The 19551-nt window shown below is 72.6% G+C and carries 16 protein-coding genes; 11 read left to right on the forward strand and 5 right to left on the reverse strand.

Annotation, left to right across the window (positions count from 1 at the left end; all coding sequences use genetic code 11):
* Nucleotides 1-5: 5 nt before the first annotated feature.
* Together FB471_RS23280 and FB471_RS23285 are read left to right on the forward strand one after the other, a co-directional pair.
* A complete protein-coding gene (locus tag FB471_RS23280) occupies nucleotides 6-329 on the forward strand; it encodes an AbrB/MazE/SpoVT family DNA-binding domain-containing protein (RefSeq protein ID WP_170220901.1) in 324 nt (107 codons plus the stop codon).
* Complete coding sequence (locus FB471_RS23285; RefSeq protein WP_142000515.1) at nucleotides 326-712, forward strand: type II toxin-antitoxin system VapC family toxin; 387 nt, start codon at nucleotides 326-328, stop codon at nucleotides 710-712. The genes FB471_RS23280 and FB471_RS23285 overlap by 4 nt, the downstream gene beginning before the upstream one ends.
* Before the next feature lie 10 nt (nucleotides 713-722).
* Here the strand turns inward: FB471_RS23285 and FB471_RS23290 are convergent, their stop codons facing one another.
* Nucleotides 723-1163, reverse strand: coding sequence for a DUF6653 family protein (locus tag FB471_RS23290; RefSeq protein WP_142000516.1), 441 nt, complete (start codon nucleotides 1161-1163; stop codon nucleotides 723-725).
* Nucleotides 1163-1624: a GbsR/MarR family transcriptional regulator gene (locus FB471_RS23295; protein ID WP_246076536.1), complete on the reverse strand. Its 462-nt coding sequence runs from the start codon at nucleotides 1622-1624 to the stop codon at nucleotides 1163-1165. The genes FB471_RS23290 and FB471_RS23295 overlap by 1 nt, the downstream gene beginning before the upstream one ends.
* A gap of 76 nt (nucleotides 1625-1700) precedes the next feature.
* Here FB471_RS23295 and FB471_RS23300 point away from each other — a divergent pair, with 76 nt between their 5' ends.
* Both FB471_RS23300 and FB471_RS23305 read left to right on the forward strand, forming a co-directional pair.
* Complete coding sequence (locus FB471_RS23300; protein ID WP_142000517.1) at nucleotides 1701-2618, forward strand: ABC transporter ATP-binding protein; 918 nt, start codon at nucleotides 1701-1703, stop codon at nucleotides 2616-2618.
* Nucleotides 2605-3399 (forward strand): ABC transporter permease subunit, encoded by a 795-nt coding sequence (locus FB471_RS23305; protein WP_211358108.1) that lies wholly within the window; start codon nucleotides 2605-2607, stop codon nucleotides 3397-3399. Before FB471_RS23300 ends, FB471_RS23305 begins: the two co-directional genes overlap by 14 nt.
* A gap of 177 nt (nucleotides 3400-3576) precedes the next feature.
* On the opposite strand, the gene FB471_RS23310 is transcribed toward FB471_RS23305, so the two are convergent.
* Nucleotides 3577-4704, reverse strand: coding sequence for a DNA glycosylase AlkZ-like family protein (locus FB471_RS23310; protein ID WP_142000518.1), 1128 nt, complete (start codon nucleotides 4702-4704; stop codon nucleotides 3577-3579).
* A 2-nt stretch (nucleotides 4705-4706) separates the two neighbouring features.
* Nucleotides 4707-5111, reverse strand: coding sequence for a DUF3224 domain-containing protein (locus FB471_RS23315; protein ID WP_142000519.1), 405 nt, complete (start codon nucleotides 5109-5111; stop codon nucleotides 4707-4709).
* A 62-nt stretch (nucleotides 5112-5173) separates the two neighbouring features.
* On the opposite strand from FB471_RS23315, the gene FB471_RS23320 reads away from it, so the two are divergent.
* From FB471_RS23320 to FB471_RS23345, 6 genes are all read left to right on the forward strand, one after another.
* Nucleotides 5174-6142, forward strand: a complete 969-nt coding sequence (locus FB471_RS23320) for a helix-turn-helix transcriptional regulator (RefSeq protein ID WP_142000520.1) — start codon at nucleotides 5174-5176, stop codon at nucleotides 6140-6142.
* A complete protein-coding gene (locus tag FB471_RS23325) occupies nucleotides 6135-6956 on the forward strand; it encodes a uroporphyrinogen-III synthase (protein WP_142000521.1) in 822 nt (273 codons plus the stop codon). The genes FB471_RS23320 and FB471_RS23325 overlap by 8 nt, the downstream gene beginning before the upstream one ends.
* Before the next feature lie 73 nt (nucleotides 6957-7029).
* Complete coding sequence (locus FB471_RS23330) at nucleotides 7030-7362, forward strand: MGMT family protein (protein WP_142000522.1); 333 nt, start codon at nucleotides 7030-7032, stop codon at nucleotides 7360-7362.
* Between the two features lie 45 nt (nucleotides 7363-7407).
* Nucleotides 7408-8286, forward strand: a complete 879-nt coding sequence (locus FB471_RS23335) for a siderophore-interacting protein (RefSeq protein WP_142000523.1) — start codon at nucleotides 7408-7410, stop codon at nucleotides 8284-8286.
* 140 nt (nucleotides 8287-8426) lie between these two features.
* Nucleotides 8427-11672 (forward strand): ATP-dependent helicase, encoded by a 3246-nt coding sequence (locus FB471_RS23340; protein WP_425457082.1) that lies wholly within the window; start codon nucleotides 8427-8429, stop codon nucleotides 11670-11672.
* A complete protein-coding gene (locus tag FB471_RS23345; RefSeq protein ID WP_211358109.1) occupies nucleotides 11669-14968 on the forward strand; it encodes an ATP-dependent helicase in 3300 nt (1099 codons plus the stop codon). The genes FB471_RS23340 and FB471_RS23345 overlap by 4 nt, the downstream gene beginning before the upstream one ends.
* Nucleotides 14969-15049: 81 nt before the next feature.
* Here FB471_RS23345 and FB471_RS23350 read toward each other — a convergent pair whose 3' ends face one another.
* Nucleotides 15050-15997 carry a helix-turn-helix transcriptional regulator gene (locus FB471_RS23350; protein ID WP_142000525.1) on the reverse strand — a complete coding sequence of 316 codons (948 nt, stop codon included), beginning with the start codon at nucleotides 15995-15997 and terminating at the stop codon, nucleotides 15050-15052.
* 87 nt (nucleotides 15998-16084) lie between these two features.
* Here FB471_RS23350 and FB471_RS23355 point away from each other — a divergent pair, with 87 nt between their 5' ends.
* Nucleotides 16085-19411, forward strand: coding sequence for a S8 family peptidase (locus tag FB471_RS23355; RefSeq protein ID WP_142000526.1), 3327 nt, complete (start codon nucleotides 16085-16087; stop codon nucleotides 19409-19411).
* Nucleotides 19412-19551 lie beyond the last annotated feature (140 nt).

The raw sequence follows: 19551 nt of genomic DNA on the forward strand, positions 1-19551 counted from the left end.
GGACCATGGCGACGGCGGATGAACAGGAAGGGCAGGTCCAGCTGACCGCAAGCCCGGACGGCCGGGTGACGATCCCGGCCCCGCTGCGGCGGGCGGCTGGAATCGAACCCGGGCAGCGGCTCGTGGCCTACGTGGAAGGCGGCCGTGTGGTCCTGGAGGAGTGGGGTCACCTGCTGCGACGGGTGCAGGGCCGGGTTGCCGCGGCGACGGCCGAGGCCACCGGCAGCGCGGTGGACGAGTTGCTCGCCGAGCGTCGCGCTGAGGCCGCAAGGGAAGACGTCAGCCCGAACGCCACAGCTGGCGAGCTCGCCGGGCCGGAGACCTCGTGACGGCGGTCCTCGACGCCAGCGCCATGCTGGCCCTGCTGCGCACCGAGCCCGGGCACGAGCAGGTCGCCCAGTTGCTGCCCGGATCGGTGATCTCGGCCATCAACTACTCGGAGGTGGTGCAGAAACTCACCCAACTGGGCAGCACCACCGCTGAGGACGACACCGCCGCGTTGGTCGCGCTCGGCGCGACCGTCGCCCCGTTCGACACCACGGCGGCGATCAACGCCGCCCGGCTGTGGCCAGCCACCCGCGCCGCCGGGCTGTCCCTGGCCGACCGAGCCTGCCTCGGCCTTGCCGCCGACCTTGCGGGCGGCCTGGCCGTCACCGCCGACCGGGCGTGGGCCCGGCTCGACCTGGCGGTACCGGTGCGGCTGATTCGCTGACCGATCTCGGTCACGCACAGTGGCCGGTTCGGGTCGAGGACTGTTCGCGGTAGGCGACCATCTGCTTCCAGTAGTACATCGTCAGCGCCATCGAGCCGCCCGCCGCGCCGGCGGCCGCGCCGGCCTTGTGCCTGCGGGCGGCGATCAGGGCGGCGAGCAGCAGCACGGAGCTGCCCGCGCTCACCAGCATGGCGGCGTCCTTCGGTCGCTCGGTGATCCACAGTTCCTCACCGAGCATGGCGCGGGTGGCGAAGGCCCGCTCGTGCTTCGGCGGCGGGAACGCCACGGCGTTGGCCACCATCCAGGCTGCCACGATCCCGGCGTGGCTCCACTTGCGGGTCCATACCGGAACCAGCACCAGCGGAGTGGTCAACCAGCGGGTCCATGCGCTCCACGGGTTGGAGTGCCGTGCGAAGACCTTCCCGCGGAGGGCGGCGACGGTGCCCGGCATCAGGCCTCCCCCCGCCGCTGCTCGTGCCAGCGCTCGATGACCGCGGGCAGTTCCTTCATCAGGTACTCGTAGAAGTCACGCATGTCGGTCAGCCGCCTGCCGACCAGGCTGTCCGGATCGACGATCTCGATCCCCCGTTCCGCGGCGTCCTGCATGGTCCGGATGATCTCGTTCTGGCTGGACATCAGCCGGGGCCAGCCGTCGTCCGGGAAGCGGTAGTGCTCCCGGCGGCTGCCCGGCATCGGCACCCGTTCGATCAGCCCGGTGGGGCTGAGCATCTTGATGGCGCCGGAGACCGAGCCGGCGCTGGCCCCCAGCTGCTCGGCGATCTCCCCGGCGGTGATCGTCTCCTGCTCGGCGAAGAGCAGGGCACTGAGCACCCGCGCGGTCATTCGCTGCATCCCATGCCTGGTCAGGACCAGGGCCATCTCCTCGGCCGCGGCGCTGAGGTCGTCGGTCACGACTCCTCCGTTCTTGACGGAATCCTAACACTTCCCAGTGTTCGCAAAGTTCAGAACACTGACTATGATACCTGGCATGGCTGCAGTAATCCAGCTCGAGAAGCTGACCAAGACCTACGGCAGCAGGCGTGGCCTGGTCGAGTTGTCCCTGGACATCGAGGGTGGCGAGGTGTTCGGCTACCTCGGCCCGAACGGTGCGGGGAAGTCGACCACGATCCGGCTGCTGCTCGACCTCATCCGCCCGACCAGCGGGCGGGCCACGGTGCTCGGGCTCGACCCCCGGGCCGACGGCGTCACCCTGCGCCGGCAGGTCGGCTACCTGCCCGGCGACTTCACGGTGGACGGCCAGCAGCGGGTCGACGAGTGCCTGACCTTCCTGGCCAACCTGCGCGGCGGGGTGCCGAGGCCGCGGATCACCGAGCTGATGACCCGCCTCGGGCTCGAGCCGGGCGCGCGGATCAGGTCGCTTTCCAAGGGCAACCGGCAGAAGGTCGGCCTGGTACAGGCGTTCATGCACGAGCCGAACCTGCTGATCCTGGACGAACCGACCTCCGGCCTCGACCCGCTGGTGCAGCAGGAGTTCCTGCGGCTGGTCACCGAGGCCAGGGCGGGAGGCCAGACGGTGTTCATGTCCTCGCACATCATGGGCGAGGTGGAGGCCGTCGCCGACCGGGTCGGCATTATCCGCGAGGGCAGGCTGATCACCGTCGACACCGTGGCGCGGCTGCGCGAGCGGTCCGTGCGCAAGGTGCGGCTGACCCTGCGCGAGCCTGCCGACGAGGCGGCGTTCCGCGGGTTGCCCGGGGTCGAGGACCTCACCGTGCGCGGCAACGAGGTCCGCTGCACGATCGCGGGCAGCCCGGACCCGCTGGTCAAGGCCGCTGCCCGGCACACCGTCACCGATCTGCTGTGCGAGGAGCCCGACCTCGAGGAGCTCTTCTTCGACTACTACTCGGCCGCGGGCCAGGAAGGGCGGAACCGTGCTACTGCGTAACGTCTACACCAAGACCCTGTGGGACCAGCGGCGTGCGCTGCTCGGCTGGACGGTCGGGATCACCGCGGTGGCCGCGATGTACGCGAGCTTCTACCCGCAACTGTCCGGTGGCTCGATGGCCGGTTTCCTGGAGGACTTCCCGCAGGGGCTCAAGGACGCCTTCCAGCTGAACGACATCTCCTCGGCCGCCGGCTACCTCGGGTCCAGCATCTTCGGGCTGCTGGTGCCGTTGCTGACCCTCGGCTACGGCGTGGCCACCGGCTCCAGGGCGATCGCGGGGGACGAGGAGTCCGGCAAGCTCGAGGTGCTGCTCACCCACCCCGTCGGCAGGGCGCGCTTCTTCGTGCAGCGGTTCGCGGCACTGGCCTGCGGGGCGCTGGCGATCGCGGTGGTGCTGTTCCTCGGGATGCTCGCCATCCGGGACGCCGCGCAACTGGACACCGTGAGCATCGAGGGGTTCGCCGCGCAGTGCCTCAACCTGGCCCTGTTCGGCAGCGCCTTCGGTGCCCTGGCCATCGCGCTCGGCGGTGCCTTCGGCAGCCGTTCGCTGGCGCTCGGCGTCACCGCGGGTGTGGGCGTGCTGGGCTACGCGGCGAACAACTTCGCCGGGCAGCTCGGCGCGGAGTGGCTGCGCAACCTCTCGCCGTTCTATTACTACAGCGGCGGCGAGCCGTTGCGTAACGGCATGCAGTGGGCGGACGCCGGGATCCTTGTGCTGATCTCCGCCGCGCTGGTGGCCGCGGGGACCTGGGCGTTCACCAACCGCGACCTGAACACCTGACATCCCCAGCTCAGCCGGCGTGTTTGCGCCCCACGCGCGCGTGTTGGCCGCTCACGCGCACGCGTTGGCCGCTCGGGTACGCGAGTTTGCCGCTCGCGTACCCGAGCCGTTACCTGTCCAGCCGCGATGACCGGCGGCGTGCCACCAGGGTGGCCATTCCGGAGACCCCGCGGATGGCTACTCCTCCCAGCTCACCCGCGCGACCGCGAACCCGCGCACCGCGGCCACCCGGTCGGCCTCCGCCTCGACCTCGGCCCGCACGTCCCGCGTCAGCATCCACAGTGGATTGACCGTGACGTCGAGCCGCCTGCCCGCCGACCTGGTGCGCCAGGTTCCGGCGATCTCACCGCCGGCCAGCAGCGCGCCAGGGTTCCCGATGACCTTCCAGATCTCCTTGTGCCACGCCTTGTCCGGCACGAGCACCAGCCGGTCACGGGCCTGGAGCAGCGGATCCCACGGTGGCAGCAACCGCACCAGGCCCGGCTCCGGCGGATTCTCCAGCTCCGGTACCTGCCCGGCGGGAAGGTAGGCGGGGTGGCCGTCCACCCGTACCTCGACCAGGTCCTCCGGCCACCCGCCTTCGGTCACCGTCCGTTTCGTGGTGCCGAGGAACCCGGCGACCTCGGTCGCGGTCGCCGGGCCGTGCAGTCGCAGGTAGGCCGCGGCGATCCGGGTGACGCCCGCGGTGTCCGGCTCGGCCGGCACGGGCGGCCGCCCGGCCAGCGGCGCGAGGGTGGCCGGCGCGGCCCCGGCCACCAGCCGGATCCCGGCCAGCGGCGCGGCCAACCGCATCACCTGCTCGAAGATGTGCATGGCCTGGCAGCCGCGGCACCACCGGGAGAGCCCGGTGGGGACCATCCCGGTCACGGCCGTGCTCGCGGCGCCCTTGGGCATCGGCTCGCGGACCACCTCGCGCAGCGCGCGGGCGGCCGTCAGCAGGGCCTCGGCCGCGGGCATCCCCGCCTCGGCGACCTCCTGGTCGCGCCAGGTCATCCTGGCCCGCGCGTCGGACTCGGTCAGCGGCAGTAGCGCGGGTACCAGGCCGGGGAACTCGGCCGCGCGGTGGTAGTGCGGCGCGCCGCGATACGACCACGCCAGGGTGAACCGCGGGTCGTCCACAAGGGATGCCGCCGGGACCGGCTCCCTCGTCCTGGCGGCCAGCGCCACGGCGGCCGAGTCCCGCTGACCGATGTCCTGCACGCCGAGATCGAACACGGCCGGTGCCGCCGGATCGGTTCCCGTGCGATGCAGCCCATGGGCCAGGATCCGGTAGGCGAGCACCTGCTCGCGGTCGACCACCAGCATCCTCACTCCCGACTGAACGAGTAGTCGAACGTGTAGTCCATGATCTCGCTCGCGCCCGCGATGGTGCCGCTGCCGCCGAGCCCCGCCAGCTCCCCGGTTCCTGAGCCGGGTACGACGGTCCAGGTGCCCTCGACCCCGCTCGCGCCGTAGCGCACCGTGTGCCGGACCACGAAGCTGCCCTCGCGACCGTCCACACTGCCCTCGATCCGCTCGAAACCCGGCGCGGTCTGCCCATCGCCGGCGAAGCCCTCGCCCGCGTAGTACATCAGGTAGTCGCACGCCGAGCTGCCCTCGATGACGCCCGTGTAGGTGAAGGTGGCATGGGCGTGCGCGAACCGCGGCTCGCCCTCCTCGCCGCTCACGACCCGCTCGTCCCAGCTCCGCATGGTGAAGGTGTTCTCGCTCATGCGGCACAGTGTGCTCGTCATACCTGTCAGCTTATGTCAGGATTTCCTGGATAATCCGAGCCATGCGGGCGAGCAGGTTGCTCTCGGTGCTGTTGCTGTTGCAGAACCGGGGGCGGATGACGGCGGAGGAGCTGGCCGCCGAGCTCGAGGTCTCGGTGCGCACGGTGTACCGGGATGTCGAGGCGCTGTCCGGCGCGGGGGTGCCGGTGTACGCCGATCGGGGCCGCGCCGGGGGTTACCAGCTCGCGGCGGGTTATCGCACCCGGCTGACCGGCCTGACCGAGCAGGAGGCGCAGTCGTTGTCCCTGGCCGGGCTGCCGGTGGCCGCCGCCGAACTGGGCCTCGGCACGGTGCTGACCACCGCGCAGCTCAAGCTGCACGCCGCGCTGCCCGGCGAGCTGCGCCCGCGGGCAGGCAAGGTGGCCGAGCGGTTCCACCTGGACGTACCCGGCTGGCACCGGGGAATCGAGAGCCTGCCGCACCTGCCCGCGCTGGCCGAGGCGGTGTGGCGGTCCAGCAGGATCGTGGTCCGTTACCGGAAGTGGGGCAGCCGCGAGGTCAGCAGGACCCTGGAGCCACTCGGCCTGATCCTGAAGGGCGGCAACTGGTACCTGGCCGCGCGGTGCGCGGGCACCGATCGCACGTACCGGGTCTCCAGGGTGCTGGAGCTCACCGACCTCGGCGAGCGGTTCGACCGGCCCGCGGACTTCGACCTCGCGCGGTACTGGCAGGACTGGTCCGAGCAGTTCGAGCGGCGGTTGTACTCGCGGATCGCGGTGGTGCGCATGTCGCCGCTCGCGCAGGACCTCGTACCGTTCTACTGCGGGACCGTCGGGGTGCGGGCGCTGCGCGCGGCCACCGAGCCGCCGGACGAGCACGGGTGGCTGCGGGTGGACCTGCCGGTCGAGCCGACCCGCGCCGCGATCGGGGAGCTGCTGCGTTTCGGCGCGGAGCTGGAGGTGCTGGAGCCGGCGGACCTGCGGGAGCAGGTCGCCGAGGCGGCGAGAAAGGTGGTGGGGCGCTATGGGTGAGCTGGACGGGGTCACGATCGGCGTCACCGCCGAGCGCAGGGCCGAGGAGTTCATCGGCGCGTTGCGTAGGCACGGAGCCATCGTGCGGCACGCGCCGACCATCCGGATCGTGCCGTTGCCGGACGACGAGCGGCTGCGTGCGGCGACCGAGGACGTGCTGAGCGGGTCGGTGGACCTGGCCGCGGTGACCACCGGCGCCGGATTCCGCGGCTGGCTGGACGCCGCCGAGGGCTGGGGGCTCGAGGAGCGGCTGCGGGAGGTCCTCGCCGGTGCGCGGATCTTCGTCCGCGGGCCGAAGGCGATGGGCGCGGTGCGTGGCCGCGGCCTCACCGAGGAGTGGTCCGCGCCGGGGGAGACCAACGCCGAACTGTTCGGGCACCTGCTGCGGCAGCGGGTCGCCGGCCTGCGGGTGGCCGTGCAGCTGCACGGAACCCCGCTACCCGAGCACACCGGCGGGCTCACCGCGGCCGGCGCCGAGGTGGTGGAGGTGCAGCCGTACCGCTGGCGGTGGCCAGCCGACCTCACCCCGGCCAGGGACCTGATCGACGGCGTGCTGGCCGGGCGGGTGCACGCGCTCGCCTTCACCAGCGCCCCGGCCACGGCGAACCTGCTGGCTCTGGCCAGGGAGCACGGTAGGTACCCGGAGTTCCTCGCGGCCTTGCGGGAGACGGTGCTGTGCGCCTGCGTGGGCCCGGTCACCGCCGCGCCGTTGACCGAGCTCGGCGTCCCGACAAGCCAGCCGCAGCGGCAGCGGCTCGGGGCGCTGGTCAAGCTGCTCGTCGCCGAGCTGTCCCCGGGAGGGCGACGCCGGTAGTGGGCCACGGTGAGCGCGGCCGTGGTGGGAACGCGTTCCGCGCGCGGGGAAGGTCGTGCGGCAGGCTGACGGCATGGACGAGGAACTGCACGAGCGAGTGCGGGAGACGGTGGCCACCGTGCCCCCGGGCAAGGTCGCGACCTACGGCGATATCGCGGCGATGTCCGGCGCGCCATCCCCGCGCCTGGTCGGTCGCATCCTGGCCGAGGACGGCAGCGACCTGCCATGGCACCGGATCCTGCGGGCCGACGGAACCCCCGCGCCGCATCTGGCGCGCGAGCAGCTGGAGCGGTTGCGGGCCGAGGGGGTGCTTGCCGAAGGGGAGCGGGTGAACCTGCGCACCCACCGCTGGCAACCGGACCCGCGACCCGACGCGGAGGAGACCCGGCCTGGCCTGTTCCCCTGATTGAAGGTTAGCCTTACCTAAACGACCGATTGGGGTGAGGCCAGCATGACCTCGACCGCGCAGAACGCCGGAACGGCCCTTGCCTACCGCGCCGTCCGGGTGACCGGGGTGCGGAGGCTGACGCCGCATATGGCCAGGATCAGCTTCACCGGCTGTGACCAGGAGGGCCTGAGCGCGCTGCCGCCCGCCGCGCCGGACCAGTACGTCAAGGTGTTCTTCCCGCTGCCGCACCAGGAACGGCCGCAGCTGCCACCACCGCTGGTCGACGACGCGATGTCCTGGTACCGCACCTATCTCGCGATGCCCGACGAGGTCCGCCCACCGATGCGCACGTACACGATCCGTGCGCACCGGCCGGCCGCGCGGGAGATCGACATCGACTTCGTGTTGCACGCCGACGGTGGCCCCGCGGCGACCTGGGCGGCGTCCGCGCGGCCGGGGGACGAGGTGGCCGTCCTCGGACCGCACGGCCTGTACTCGGTGCCCGAGGGCGCCGAATGGCAGCTGCTGATCGGCGACGAGTCGGCGCTTCCCGCGATCGGCGCGATCCTGGAGGCACTGCCCGAGGGGGCGCACGCTCGCGCCTTCGTGGAGGTGGCGGGTCCCGAGGAGGAGCAGGAGTTGCCGAGCGCGGGCAGCTCCGGGATCACCTGGATCCACCGCGACGGCGGGGCGCACGGCGAGCGGTTGCTGGCCGCGGTGCGGGAAGCCGAGTTGCCAGGGGGCACCCCGTACGCCTGGATCGCGGGCGAGGCGGGCCTGGTCAAACTGGCCCGCAGGCACCTGGTGCGCGAGCGGGAGTTCGACAAGCGGGCGATCACCTTCACCGGCTACTGGCGACTCGGCCGGACCGAGGAGGACACCGGGAGGGAGAACATCCGCAAGCTGGAATCCGGCGAACCCCTCGACGCCCCCACCGACTGAGATGCCCTGAACGTGGCTTTCCGGACGTTCACCGTCGCGAACGGCACTATTGGGACGTCTGACGCCTCGAACGCCACGTTCAGGGCTTTCGAGGCGTGGCGGGCGGGGCCGTGTCGGGGGAACGTGGTTCCATCGCAGGCGTGCAAGAGCGCAGGGGTATCGCCAGGGCGCGAGCGCGCCTGGTCCGTCCCACCGCGCCGCCGGAAGGGGCGCGCGAGTGGGCGGACGAGGGTGCCCGCCGGCTGCTCGGCGCACCCCGCGGGTTCGTGCGGGTCCTCGGCGGTCCCGGCACCGGCAAGACCACCCTGCTCGCGCACACCGTGGCCGCCCGCGCGCGGGCGGGTGCCGGGGTGGACAGCCAGCTGGTGCTCACCGGGTCCCGCCGCGCCGCCGACTCCCTGCGCGCGGACATCACCCACCTGCTGACCACTCAGGACGAACACGCCTCCCGCACCATCCGCGAACCGATGGTGCGCACCGTGCACTCCTACGCCTTCGCCGTGCTGCGGTTGCAGGCGAGTATGCAGGGTCTGGCGCCACCCCGGCTGCTGAACGGGCCGGAGCAGGACGTGGTGATCCGGGAGCTGCTGGAGGGTGACCTGGAGCTCGGCGCACCCGACTGGCCCGAGCGGCTGCGCCCCGCCCTGCTGGTACCCGGGTTCGCCGAGGAACTGCGGGACCTGCTGCTGCGTGCCGCCGAGCGCGGGCTCGGCCCGGAGGACCTGATCAAGGTCGGCCGCCGGAAGGGGCGGGAAGAGTGGGTCTCCGCCGGCGTGTTCTGGCGGCAGTACGAGGAGGTCACCCTGTTGCAGGGGGCGGGAGGCGGTGCACTCGGCACCCCGGGCTCGCCCGCGCTGGACGCCGCCGAGCTGGTGTCGGCGGCCCTGCTCGCGCTGGATTCAGATCCGGAACTGCTGGCAAGGGAGCAGGCCAGGATCCGGCACCTGCTCGTGGACGACGCGCAGCATCTCGATCCGCTCCAGCTGCGACTGCTGCGCAGGCTGGGCGGCGCGGCCGAGGACTTCGTGCTGGCAGGCGATCCCGACCAGGCGGTGTTCTCCTTCCGGGGCGCCGATCCGCGGCTGCTCACCGAGGCCGACCCCGGCGGGGAGAGGACGGTGACCCTCACCCGCGGTTACCGCATGTCGCATGCGGTGCGGGCGGCGGTGACCCGGCTCGCCGGGACCATGCCGGGCGTCGCACGGCACCGGGAGACCGAGGTGCGACCAGGTGCCGAGGCGGGCAGCACCCGGATGCGGCTGCTGCCCACCCCGGCCGCGGAGGCCGGCTGGGTCGCCGACCAGCTACGCAGGGCGCACCTGATCGACGAGGTGCCCTGGTCGGAGATGGCGGTGCTGGTGCGCTCGCCCACCCGGTCCTTCGCCGTGCTGCAACGCGCGCTGCGGGCCGCGGGGGTGCCGATCGCCTCGGCCGCCGAGGAACTCCCGCTGGCCAAGCAGCCGGTGGTGCGGCCGATGCTCGCCCTGCTGCGTGCCGCGGCCGACCCCGAGTCGCTGGACCCCGAACTGGCGGAGGTGCTGCTGTCCTCCCCGCTCGGCGGGGCGGACCCGCTGGCGCTGCGCAGGCTGCGCCGGGGCCTGCGCAGGCTGGAGGTGGCAGCCGGAGGTCAGCGTTCCAGCGACGAGCTGCTGGTGGAAGCGTTGCGGGAGAACGACATCCTGGCCGGGCTCGGCGAGGGCGAGGCGGCGCCGGTGCGCCGGGTCGCCGGGTTGCTTGCCGGCGCGGCCGAGGGCATTCGCCGGGACGCCGGGATCGAGCAGGTGCTCTGGGAACTGTGGCAGGGCAGCGGGCTGGAACGGCGGCTGCTGCGCCAGGTCGCCCGCGGCGGCACGCTCGGCTCGCAGGCCGACCGGGACCTCGACGCCGTGGTCGCGCTGTTCCATGCCGCCGGTAACTACGTCGATCGGCTGCCGAGGGCCAGCGTCGCGGGATTCGCCGACTACCTGAGCTCGCAACGGATCGCGGGGGACAGCCTCGCACCGGTCGCCACCCGGGGGGAGGGCGTCTCGCTGCTGACCGCGCACGGGGCGGCCGGCCGGGAGTGGACGGTGGTGGCGGTCGTGGGCGCGCAGGAAGGCAGCTGGCCGGACCTGCGGCTGCGCGGCTCGTTACTCGGGGTCGAGCGGCTGGTCGACCTGCTCGCCGGGGTGGACGAGGACACCGTCTCGGCCACCGCCCCGCTGCTGGCCGAGGAACGCAGGCTGTTCTACCTCGCCGCCAGCAGGGCACGATCCACCCTGCTGGTCAGCGCCGTGCAGGGGGAGGACGAGCAGCCCTCCCGCTTCCTGGATGACATCACCGAGAGCGGTGCCGACTCCTCGGCCATGGAGCAGCGGGCGGGCCGTCCGCAGCGATCCCTGGTGCTCGCGCAGCTTGTCGGCGAGCTGCGCGCGGCGGTATGCGACGAGACCACCGAGCCGGCGCGGCGCAAGCTGGCCGCGCGCCAGCTCGCGAAACTCGCCGACGGCGGGGTGCCCGGGGCACATCCGGACACCTGGTACGGCCTACCCACGGTGTCCACACAGGACCCGCTGTACCCGCCGGGTAAGCCCATCAGGGTATCGCCATCCACTGTGGACACGTTGGCTCGCTGCCCGTTGCGCTGGCTGCTGGAGCGGCACGGTGGCACCGATCCGGTGCAACTGGCCGCCGTCACCGGGACGCTGGTGCATGCGCTGGCCCAGGCCGCGGCCAGCGGCGCCGACGACGACCAGCTACGCGCCGCGCTGGACGAGGCGTGGGCCAAGGTGGACGCGGGCGCGCCGTGGTTCTCCCGGCGGGAGCGGCGCCGGGTGCAGAAGATGGTGGAGAACTTCCTCGCCTGGCTGAAGGGCAGCAGGGCCGAGCTGACCCAGCTCGCGGTGGAGCAGGACATCCAGATCGAGATCCCCGCCGAGGAGCGGCCGCGGAACCCGGACGATGACCCCGAGGGGCCGGTGGAACCCACGATCGTGCTGCGCGGCAGGGTGGACCGGCTGGAGACCGACCGGCAGGGCAGGCCGGTGATCGTGGACATCAAGACCAGCAAGACCGCGGTGACCGCGGCCGACGCCGAGCAGCACCCGCAGCTGGCCAGCTACCAGCTCGCCGCCCTGCTCGGCGCGTTCGCCGACACACCGAGGAAGGCGGGCGGCGCCAAGCTGGTCTACGTCGCCAAGGCGCACCACAAGACCGGTGCCACCCAGCGGGAACAGCCCGCGCTGGACGAGGATGGCCGCAAGCGGTGGCTCGACCTCGTGCGCAACGCCGCGGCGTCCACGGTGGGCCCGGAGTACGCGGCGAACGAGAACCCGGACTGCGCGCGCTGCCCCGGCCGCACCGCCTGCCCGCTGCGGCCGGAGGGGAGGCAGGTGACCGACTCGTGACCCAGGCAACGGCGACGGCGCTGGTCTCGCCCGTGGAGGTGGCCCACGCGCTCGGCCTGCACCCGCCCACCGAGGAACAGGCCGCGGTCATCGCCGCCCCGCCCGAACCGGCGCTGGTGGTCGCCGGTGCCGGGGCGGGCAAGACCGAGACCATGGCCGCCAGGGTGGTCTGGCTGGTGGCCAACGGGCTGGTGCGGCCGGAGGGCGTGCTCGGGCTGACCTTCACCCGCAAGGCGGCCCGGCAGCTCGGCGAGCGGGTGCGGGCCCGGTTGCGCCGGCTGGCCGGGTCCGGGCTGCTGGACCGGATCGATCCCGGCGGTGAGCGCAAGGCGGCGCTGGCCGCGGGCGAGCCGACCGTGCTGACCTACCACGCCTACGCCGGGCGACTGCTCGGCGAGCACGGGCTGCGACTGCCGGTGCGCCCGGGCACGCGGATGCTTTCGGAAACCGCCTCCTGGCAGTTCGCCCACCGGGTAGTGTCCACATGGGATGGTGAGCTGGAGACCGAAAGGGTGCCTGCCTCGGTCACCGGCCAGGTGCTCGCGCTGGCCGGCGAGCTCGGCGAGCACCTGCTGGACGAGCAGCGCCTGCGGGAGTACACCACCTGGCTGTGCGGGGTGCTCGAGCATGCGCCGCGGGCCAAGGGGCAGCGCGCGACCATGCCGGTGGCGCTGACCGAAGTCGTTGCCGCGCAACGGTTCCGCCTGGAACTGCTGCCGCTGGTGGAGGGGTACCGGCAACGGAAGCGGGCCGAGGGGGCGCTCGACTTCGCCGACCAGATGTCGCTCGCCGCGCGGCTGGCGCAGGGGCATCCCGAGGTGGTCGACGGCGAGCGGGAACGGTACGGCGCGGTGCTGCTGGACGAGTACCAGGACACCGGGCACGCCCAGCGGGTGTTGCTGCGTTCCCTGTTCGGCGGCGGCGAGCGCCCGTTGCCGGTGACCGCGGTCGGGGACCCGGCGCAGGCGATCTACGGCTGGCGTGGGGCGAGCGCGGCGAACCTGCCCCGGTTCACCACCGACTTCCCGCGCCGGGCCGAGGGCGAACCGGCGCCCGCCCGCGAGTACGGCCTGCTCACCAGCTTCCGCAACCCGCAGGAGGTGCTGGTACTGGCCAACGCGATGGCCGAGCCGCTGCGGGTCGGCGGGCTCGGTGTGGAGCGGCTGCGGGCGCGCGAGGGTGCCGGCCCCGCCGACATCCGCTGCGCGCTGCTGCCGGACGTGCGCGCCGAGCGGGAATGGCTCGCCGACGCGCTGGCCTCGGTCTGGTTCGGCGAGCGGGAGGAGACCGGCACGCCGCCGACCGCGGCGGTGCTGGTGCGCAGGCGGGCCGATATGGCCCCGGTCGCGGCCGAGCTCCGCGCCCGTGGGCTTCCGGTCGAGGTGGTCGGGCTGGGTGGACTGCTGGACGAGCCCGAGGTCGCCGACCTGGTCGCCACCCTGCGCGTCATCGCCGACCCGTTGGCGGGCAGCGCCGCGGCCCGGTTGCTCACCGGCGCCCGCTGGCGGCTGGGCGCCGCGGACCTGGCCGCGCTCTGGCGGCGCGCGAACGAGTTGGCCGCACCGCCCGGTGCCGAGGCGCCCGCCGAGTCGCCGGTCGCTTTCGCGGACGATCCCTCGTTCCTCGCCGAACGGGCCGAGCAGACCGGCCTGGTGGACGCGCTGGACGACCCAGGTGACTCCGAGCGCTACTCCACCGACGGCTACCGGCGCATCCGCAGGCTGGGCAGGGAGCTTTCGGCGTTGCGCAGGCGGCTGGACCAGTCCCTGCCCGAACTGGTCGCGGACATCGAGCGGACGATGCTGCTGGACGTGGAGGCGCTGGCCAGGCCGGGGGGCGCGGGGCGGGCGCATCTGGACGCCTTCGCCGATGTGGTCACCGACTACGCGGAGAACGCGCCGACGGCCACCCTGCTGTCCTTCTTGGACTACCTGGAGACCGCCGAGCACGCCGAGGACGGTTTCGAGCCCGGGGAGGTGGAGGTGGTCCCGGACCGGGTTCAGGTGCTCACCGTGCACTCGGCCAAGGGACTGGAGTGGCGGGTGGTCGCGGTACCGCACCTGGTGCAGGACACCTTCCCCGGCAAGCGGCGGTCATCGTCCTGGCTGCGCACGGTCACCTCGCTGCCCGCGGCGCTGCGCGGCGACGCGCAGGACCTGCCGCGGCTGGGCCTGAGTGGCGGCGAGGATCGCAAGGAAGTGCTGGAAACCCTGCGCGCGCACGAGGAAGGCTTCGCCGAGCGGCAGGCCGAGGAGGAGCGGCGGCTGTGCTACGTGGCGCTGACCCGCTCGGAGCGTTGCCTGCTGGCCTCCGGGCACTGGTGGAACGAGACCAGCCTGCGCCCCAAGGGGCCATCGGACTTCCTGACCGAGCTGTACGAGGTGATCAGCGAAGCCGCCAGGACGAACCCGGTGGGCACCGTGGAGTGGTGGACCCCGCAGCCGGGCCCGGACGAGGAGAACCCGCTGGTCGCCAGCACCCGCTCGGCGGTGTGGCCACATGACCCGCTCGGGCAGCGGCGCTCCGCGGTGCTCGAGGGCGTCGACCTGGTCAAGGAGGCACTGGAGGAACTGCACGCACTGCCGCTCGAGCTCCCGGTGCGGCCCGAGCAGGAGGAGGACCCGGACGGCTGGATCACCGACACGGAGGTGCTGCTGGCCGAGCGCGCGGGTGCCACCGGCAACGGGGACCGGGTGGCGCTGCCCGGCAACCTCTCGGTGAGCCAGCTGGTCGAGCTCGCCGGTGACCCCGAGGCGCTGGCCGGGCGGCTGCGCCGGCCGCTTCCGTTGCCGCCGAACACCTTCGCCCGCCGGGGCACCGCGTTCCACGGCTGGCTGGAGCGGCGGTTCGGCGGGGAGCGGTTGCTGGAGATCGACGACCTGCCCGGTGCGGCGGACACCGAGCCCGCCGCCGACGAGGAGCTGGTGGCGCTGCAGCGGGCGTTCGAGGCCAGCGAGTGGGCACACCGCACGCCGCACGAGGTCGAGGTGCCGTTCAGCACCGATGTGGACGGGGTGACCGTGCGTGGCCGGATGGACGCGGTGTTCGCCGACCCGGACGGTGGCTGGACCGTGGTGGACTGGAAGACCGGCGCGCTGCCGGACGAGGACAGGCTGCCCGCGCTGTCCGTGCAGCTCGCCGCGTACCGGCTGGCCTGGGCGGGCCTGGCGGGGGTGCCGCTGGAGCGGGTGCGTGCCGCCTTCCACTACGTGCGTCCCGACCGCACGGTGCGGCCGGTGGACCTGCTGGACGCCGAAGGGCTGCGCGCGTTGCTGCGCACCGTCCCCGGGTCGTGAGCACAGCGCGGTATCGCACCCGCGCCTGCGCGCGGCGCGACTCAGCCAGATCCAGCCGTCGCCAGCCATATTCGGCTCTGTTCAGCCATGCAGGCCGCGGCGCTCGGCCAGCACACCGGCCTGGAACCGGGTGCGGGCGCCGAGGGCACGCAGCAACTCGGTGACCCTGCGCGAGACGGTCCGCGAACTGATCCCCAGCTGTCGTGCGATCGTTCCGTCCTTGGCGCCGGTGGCCAGCAGGGTGAGCAGGTCGGAATCGCCTGCCCGCGGGTCGTCCTGCGGTTGAGCCGGCCCCAGTGGGCCGGCCTGCTGCCACAGCAACTCGAACAGCGCGGTGAGCGCGTCCAGCAGCGCGCACGGGCGGATCACCAGCGCGCTGGCCACCATGTCCTCGAGCACCAGCGGCAGCAACGCCACCTTGCGGTCGGCGATCGCGAGTTTCAGCGGCACGGCGGGGTGCACCCTGGACTGCTCACCGTTGCCCGCGGCTCGCCGCGCGGCCGCCAGCGCGCCAGGGTGCTCGAATGCCTCCGGGGCATAGATGCTGCGCACCTCGAGCCGGTCGTGCAGCCGCGAGGTGAGTCCCGACTCGGCCTCGTCCGCGCCTGCCGCGTACGGTGGCCGGTCCAGCACGAGCAGTTCCCGCTCGCAGCCGTGTACCAGGTTGGCGTACCAGTCGGCCACCGCTCGCTGGCCGGTCAGGATCTGCAACAGCTCGTCCGGCTGGTGCTCGCTGGTCAGCTCGGCGGTGAGTGCCCGCGCGTTCTGCCGTAACGTGCTCAACTCGGTCTGCCGCCTGGCGATAAGCAGATCGATCGCGGTGTCCGGGCGGGTGGCGGCGAACCGAACCGGCCGGCGAGTCAGCCTGCTGACCAGGCCGAACTTTTCCAGCTCCGCGACTGCCCTGCGAACGGTCCGGTCGGACCGTTCCAGCTCGCGGGACAGCTCGGCCGTGGTGCGGCCGGGCGCGCTGAGCAAAGCGCGATACACGCTTTCGCTGAACTCGTTGATCCCCAGTGTTTCGAGCACGACGCCCATCATGGCGAGAACTGGACATGGCGACAATGCGCCGCCGAACCGGTTCCGTTCTCCCTGCCGATGGCGTACTAGTGGATCATGATCTTGGTTCGGAAGGGGCGCGGCCGGGTCGTCGCGCTGCTCGGTTGCCTGGCCGTTCTCCTCGCTACGCAGGTCAACGCCGCCGACGCGGCCGTGCCGGCCCCGACCGGGCCGAGCCCGAATCCGGGCGCCGCACCGGCGCGCGCGGGCGCGGCGGTCACCCTGCTCACCGGGGACACGGTGACACTGGACAACCCGGTCGCGGGTACCCCGTCGGTATCGATGCGGCCGGGAAATGGTGATGGTGCCTCGTACTCGACCCTACGCAGGAACGGTGACGTCTACGTGGTGCCCGACGACATCGCGCACCTGGTGCCGCGCGTGCTTGATCTGGAACTGTTCAATGTCACCGAACTGATCGCGATGGGCTACGGGGACTCGGCAACCGGCTCGCTGCCGCTGATCGTGCAGGGCGCCAGGCCGACGGCCGCGCTGGGCACGCGCGAGGTACTACCGCTGCCCAGCATCGACGCCGTCGCGGTGCGGGTGGCCAAGCAGGACGGGCTGGCAGCGACGCTCGCCGCGCGGGGTGGTGTGCGGAAAGTATGGCTGGACCGCCGGTTCCAGGCGAGCGAGCTGGACCCGAACCTGACCCAGATCGGCGCGCCGGGGGTATGGGCCGGCGGGCTGACCGGTACCGGCGTGGATATCGCCGTGCTGGACACCGGGGTGGACCGCACGCACGCCGACCTGCGCGACAAGCTCGTGGCCGAGGCGAACTTCACCGGTGAGGACTCGGCCACGGACACGAACGGGCACGGCACCCACGTGGCATCTGTTGTGGCCGGTACCGGCGTGGCGGCGGACGGCGCGCGTAAAGGGGTGGCGCATGACGCGCGGCTGCTGTCCGGCAAGGTGCTCGGCGCGGACGGTAGTGGTCAATCGTCATGGATCATCGCGGGCATGCAGTGGGCGGCGGAGCGGGACGCCGACGTGATCAACATGAGCCTCGGCGCACGCGCGCGGCAGGGTGCGGACCCGGTTGTGCAGGCACTCGAGCGGCTGACCGAACAGACCGGCGCGCTGTTCGTGGTCGCGGCAGGCAACTCGGGGCCTGCCGCCTCTTCCATTGAAAGCCCCGGGGTGGCGCCGAGCGCGCTGACCGTCGGTGCCGCCAACCGGGATGGCGTTCCGGCGCATTTCTCCAGCGTCGGCCCGACCGCTGGCGGCACCCGGTCCAAGCCGGACCTCACCGCGCCCGGGGTCGACATCCGTGCCGCCGAGGCGGGCGGTGGCGACACCTACACCGAGATGACCGGTACCTCGCAGGCCACCCCGCATGTCGCCGGCGCGGCCGCGCTGCTGCGCCAGCAGCACCCGGACTGGGGCAGGCAGCGGATCAAGACCACGCTGATGACCACGGCGGATGCCAGCCAGCAACCGGCGAGACCGCACTTCGAGGGTGCCGGGCTGCTCGACCTGGCAGGCGCCACGACTGACCCGCTGCTCCTGGACCGCGGCGCGGTGGACTTCGGTTACCTGCGCTATCCGGAGGGCGAGCGGCCACGCACGATCGAGCTGAGCCTGACCAACACCGGTGCCGAACCACTCGAGCTGTCCTTTGCGGATTCAGCGAGGGACGCCCGGGGCAGGCCGGCTCCCGCGGACATCGTGACCGTGCGGCCGGCCGACCTGAGCGTGGCACCGGGCGAGAGCGAGCGGGTCGCGGTCACGCTGACCCCGGCGAACGGAGACCCTGGCATGTACTCCGGCGCGGTCACGATGACTGGCGCGGGGCGGGAACCGGCGAGCCTGCCGCTGAGCTTCTATGCCGAGGCTGCGCGGTACGACGTGCAGCTGACGGTACTCGACCGACACGGCGAACCGGACGCGGGCGGCACCGTCTGGCTCGCCAACATGGCCGAGATGCACCCGCGCCACGGCGGCGGCTTCAAGATCCTCCAGCTGGACGGCAACGGCGAGGGCACCGCCCGGATGGCGCCGGGACCGATCAGCATGATGACGAAGGTCAAGACCCCGGCCACCGACGCCGAACCGGAGACCGTCACGCTGGCCGGCTCACCGGAGGTGATGGTGCAGGACGATATCTCCTACACCATTGACGCGCGTACGGCCCAACGGCTCGAACCGGCGAGAGTGCAAGGCAGGGACACGACGGTCGCCGGTTTATCTGTCCACTATGGACGCCAAGACGCCAAGAGCTCTGGTCGGATCGAGGACGGGTTCTACGCCACGCCCGAACAAGTCGCCGGCGGCCAGGTGTACCTGCAACCCACCGCGAAGGTCCGGTACGGCGAGGTCGCGTTCCAGACCCGCTGGCGGCTGGACGGCGAGTCGCGCGGCGGGAAGGCGCGGCGGTACGCACTTGTGCTCGGTGGCCCCACGGTGCCGGACCCACCCGTGTACGGGCTGTCCCGGCGGCAGCAGCGGAAACTCGCGAAGCTCGATGCCGACTACCGCACGCTCGGCGGAACCGGGGACGACTACGCCGACGTGCTGCGGGCTTCCACCGAGCTGGTGGCCAGCTCGTTCGCCATCCCCTACCCGGTGGCCGGGCCGGCCCGCCGGGTGGAGTTGCGGACCGCGAGCCCGGACGTGCACTGGCGGCAGTGCCTGCACGACCTGCGCGCGGACGCCGCCAGCCTGTGCGGGCCGACCACGAGCTATCGCGAGGGGGAGCGTCGCCGCCCGACTTGGTACCGGGGTGTGGCGCCCGCGGTGTACGCCGGCTCGCACACCTCGACCAAGATTCAGCTGCCCGTCGAGTTGAGCGACGGTGCGCATCGCGGGCAGGTCGCGGACCCGCAAGCGACCGGCGAGGAGACCCTGCGGCTGTACCGCAACGGGACCGAGCTGCCCCGGCAGGGTAGTAGTGACTACTTCCGCACGCCACCCGAGCCGGCGCGGTTCCGGCTGGAGCACACCGCGAGCCCGGACACCGATCAACTGCCCATCGGCACCAGTACGGAAACCACCTGGACCTTCCCCTCACGGGCGCCCACCGACCCGGACCAGTGGGACACCCAGCCGCGCCTGCTGGCCGTCGACTACCAGCCGAGCACCGATGCCAAGGGCAGGCTGCCGGCGTGGTGGCCGGTCTCGCTCGGGGCACGCATCGTGTCCAGCGCCAACTTCGTCGACCCCGTCCGGGTGGAACGGGGCAACTTGCGCCTGTGGGCCTCGGTCGACCAGGGCGAGCGCTGGCACAGGGCGATCGTCGTGCCGAAGCCGGACGGCACGTTCCTGACCATCGTGCCCACCCTGTTCCCCCGGCCGGGTCAGTCGGTGTCGGTGCGGGTGGAGGCAAAGGCGGGGCCGCGCAGCATCAGCCAGACCATCGTCGACGCCTACCCGGTTCACTGAGTCCGCCGCGGCGCCGCGGCCGGGGACACACCGCTGGCGGCGCAGGTGAGCCGCGTATGCCCCGGACCGTTACGATCCCGCCCGTGACCGATGTCGACCAGCGGCCTGCCCGGAGCGGCCTGTGATCAGGGCACTCACCT

Source organism: Amycolatopsis cihanbeyliensis, from assembly GCF_006715045.1.
GTDB classification, from domain to species: Bacteria; Actinomycetota; Actinomycetes; order Mycobacteriales; family Pseudonocardiaceae; genus Amycolatopsis; species Amycolatopsis cihanbeyliensis.

What these genes read in the sequence shown, in the direction of transcription:
- FB471_RS23280 (WP_170220901.1), top strand. Translation starts at nt 6, where the DNA reads ATGGCGACGGCGGATGAACAGGAAGGGCAGGTCCAGCTGACCGCAAGC.
- FB471_RS23290 (WP_142000516.1), bottom strand. Translation starts at nt 1,163, where the DNA reads ATGCCGGGCACCGTCGCCGCCCTCCGCGGGAAGGTCTTCGCACGGCAC.
- FB471_RS23300 (WP_142000517.1), top strand. Translation starts at nt 1,701, where the DNA reads ATGGCTGCAGTAATCCAGCTCGAGAAGCTGACCAAGACCTACGGCAGC.
- FB471_RS23310 (WP_142000518.1), bottom strand. Translation starts at nt 4,704, where the DNA reads ATGCTGGTGGTCGACCGCGAGCAGGTGCTCGCCTACCGGATCCTGGCC.
- FB471_RS23315 (WP_142000519.1), bottom strand. Translation starts at nt 5,111, where the DNA reads ATGAGCGAGAACACCTTCACCATGCGGAGCTGGGACGAGCGGGTCGTG.
- FB471_RS23320 (WP_142000520.1), top strand. Translation starts at nt 5,174, where the DNA reads ATGCGGGCGAGCAGGTTGCTCTCGGTGCTGTTGCTGTTGCAGAACCGG.
- FB471_RS23325 (WP_142000521.1), top strand. Translation starts at nt 6,135, where the DNA reads ATGGGTGAGCTGGACGGGGTCACGATCGGCGTCACCGCCGAGCGCAGG.
- FB471_RS23330 (WP_142000522.1), top strand. Translation starts at nt 7,030, where the DNA reads ATGGACGAGGAACTGCACGAGCGAGTGCGGGAGACGGTGGCCACCGTG.
- FB471_RS23335 (WP_142000523.1), top strand. Translation starts at nt 7,408, where the DNA reads ATGACCTCGACCGCGCAGAACGCCGGAACGGCCCTTGCCTACCGCGCC.
- FB471_RS23355 (WP_142000526.1), top strand. Translation starts at nt 16,085, where the DNA reads ATGATCTTGGTTCGGAAGGGGCGCGGCCGGGTCGTCGCGCTGCTCGGT.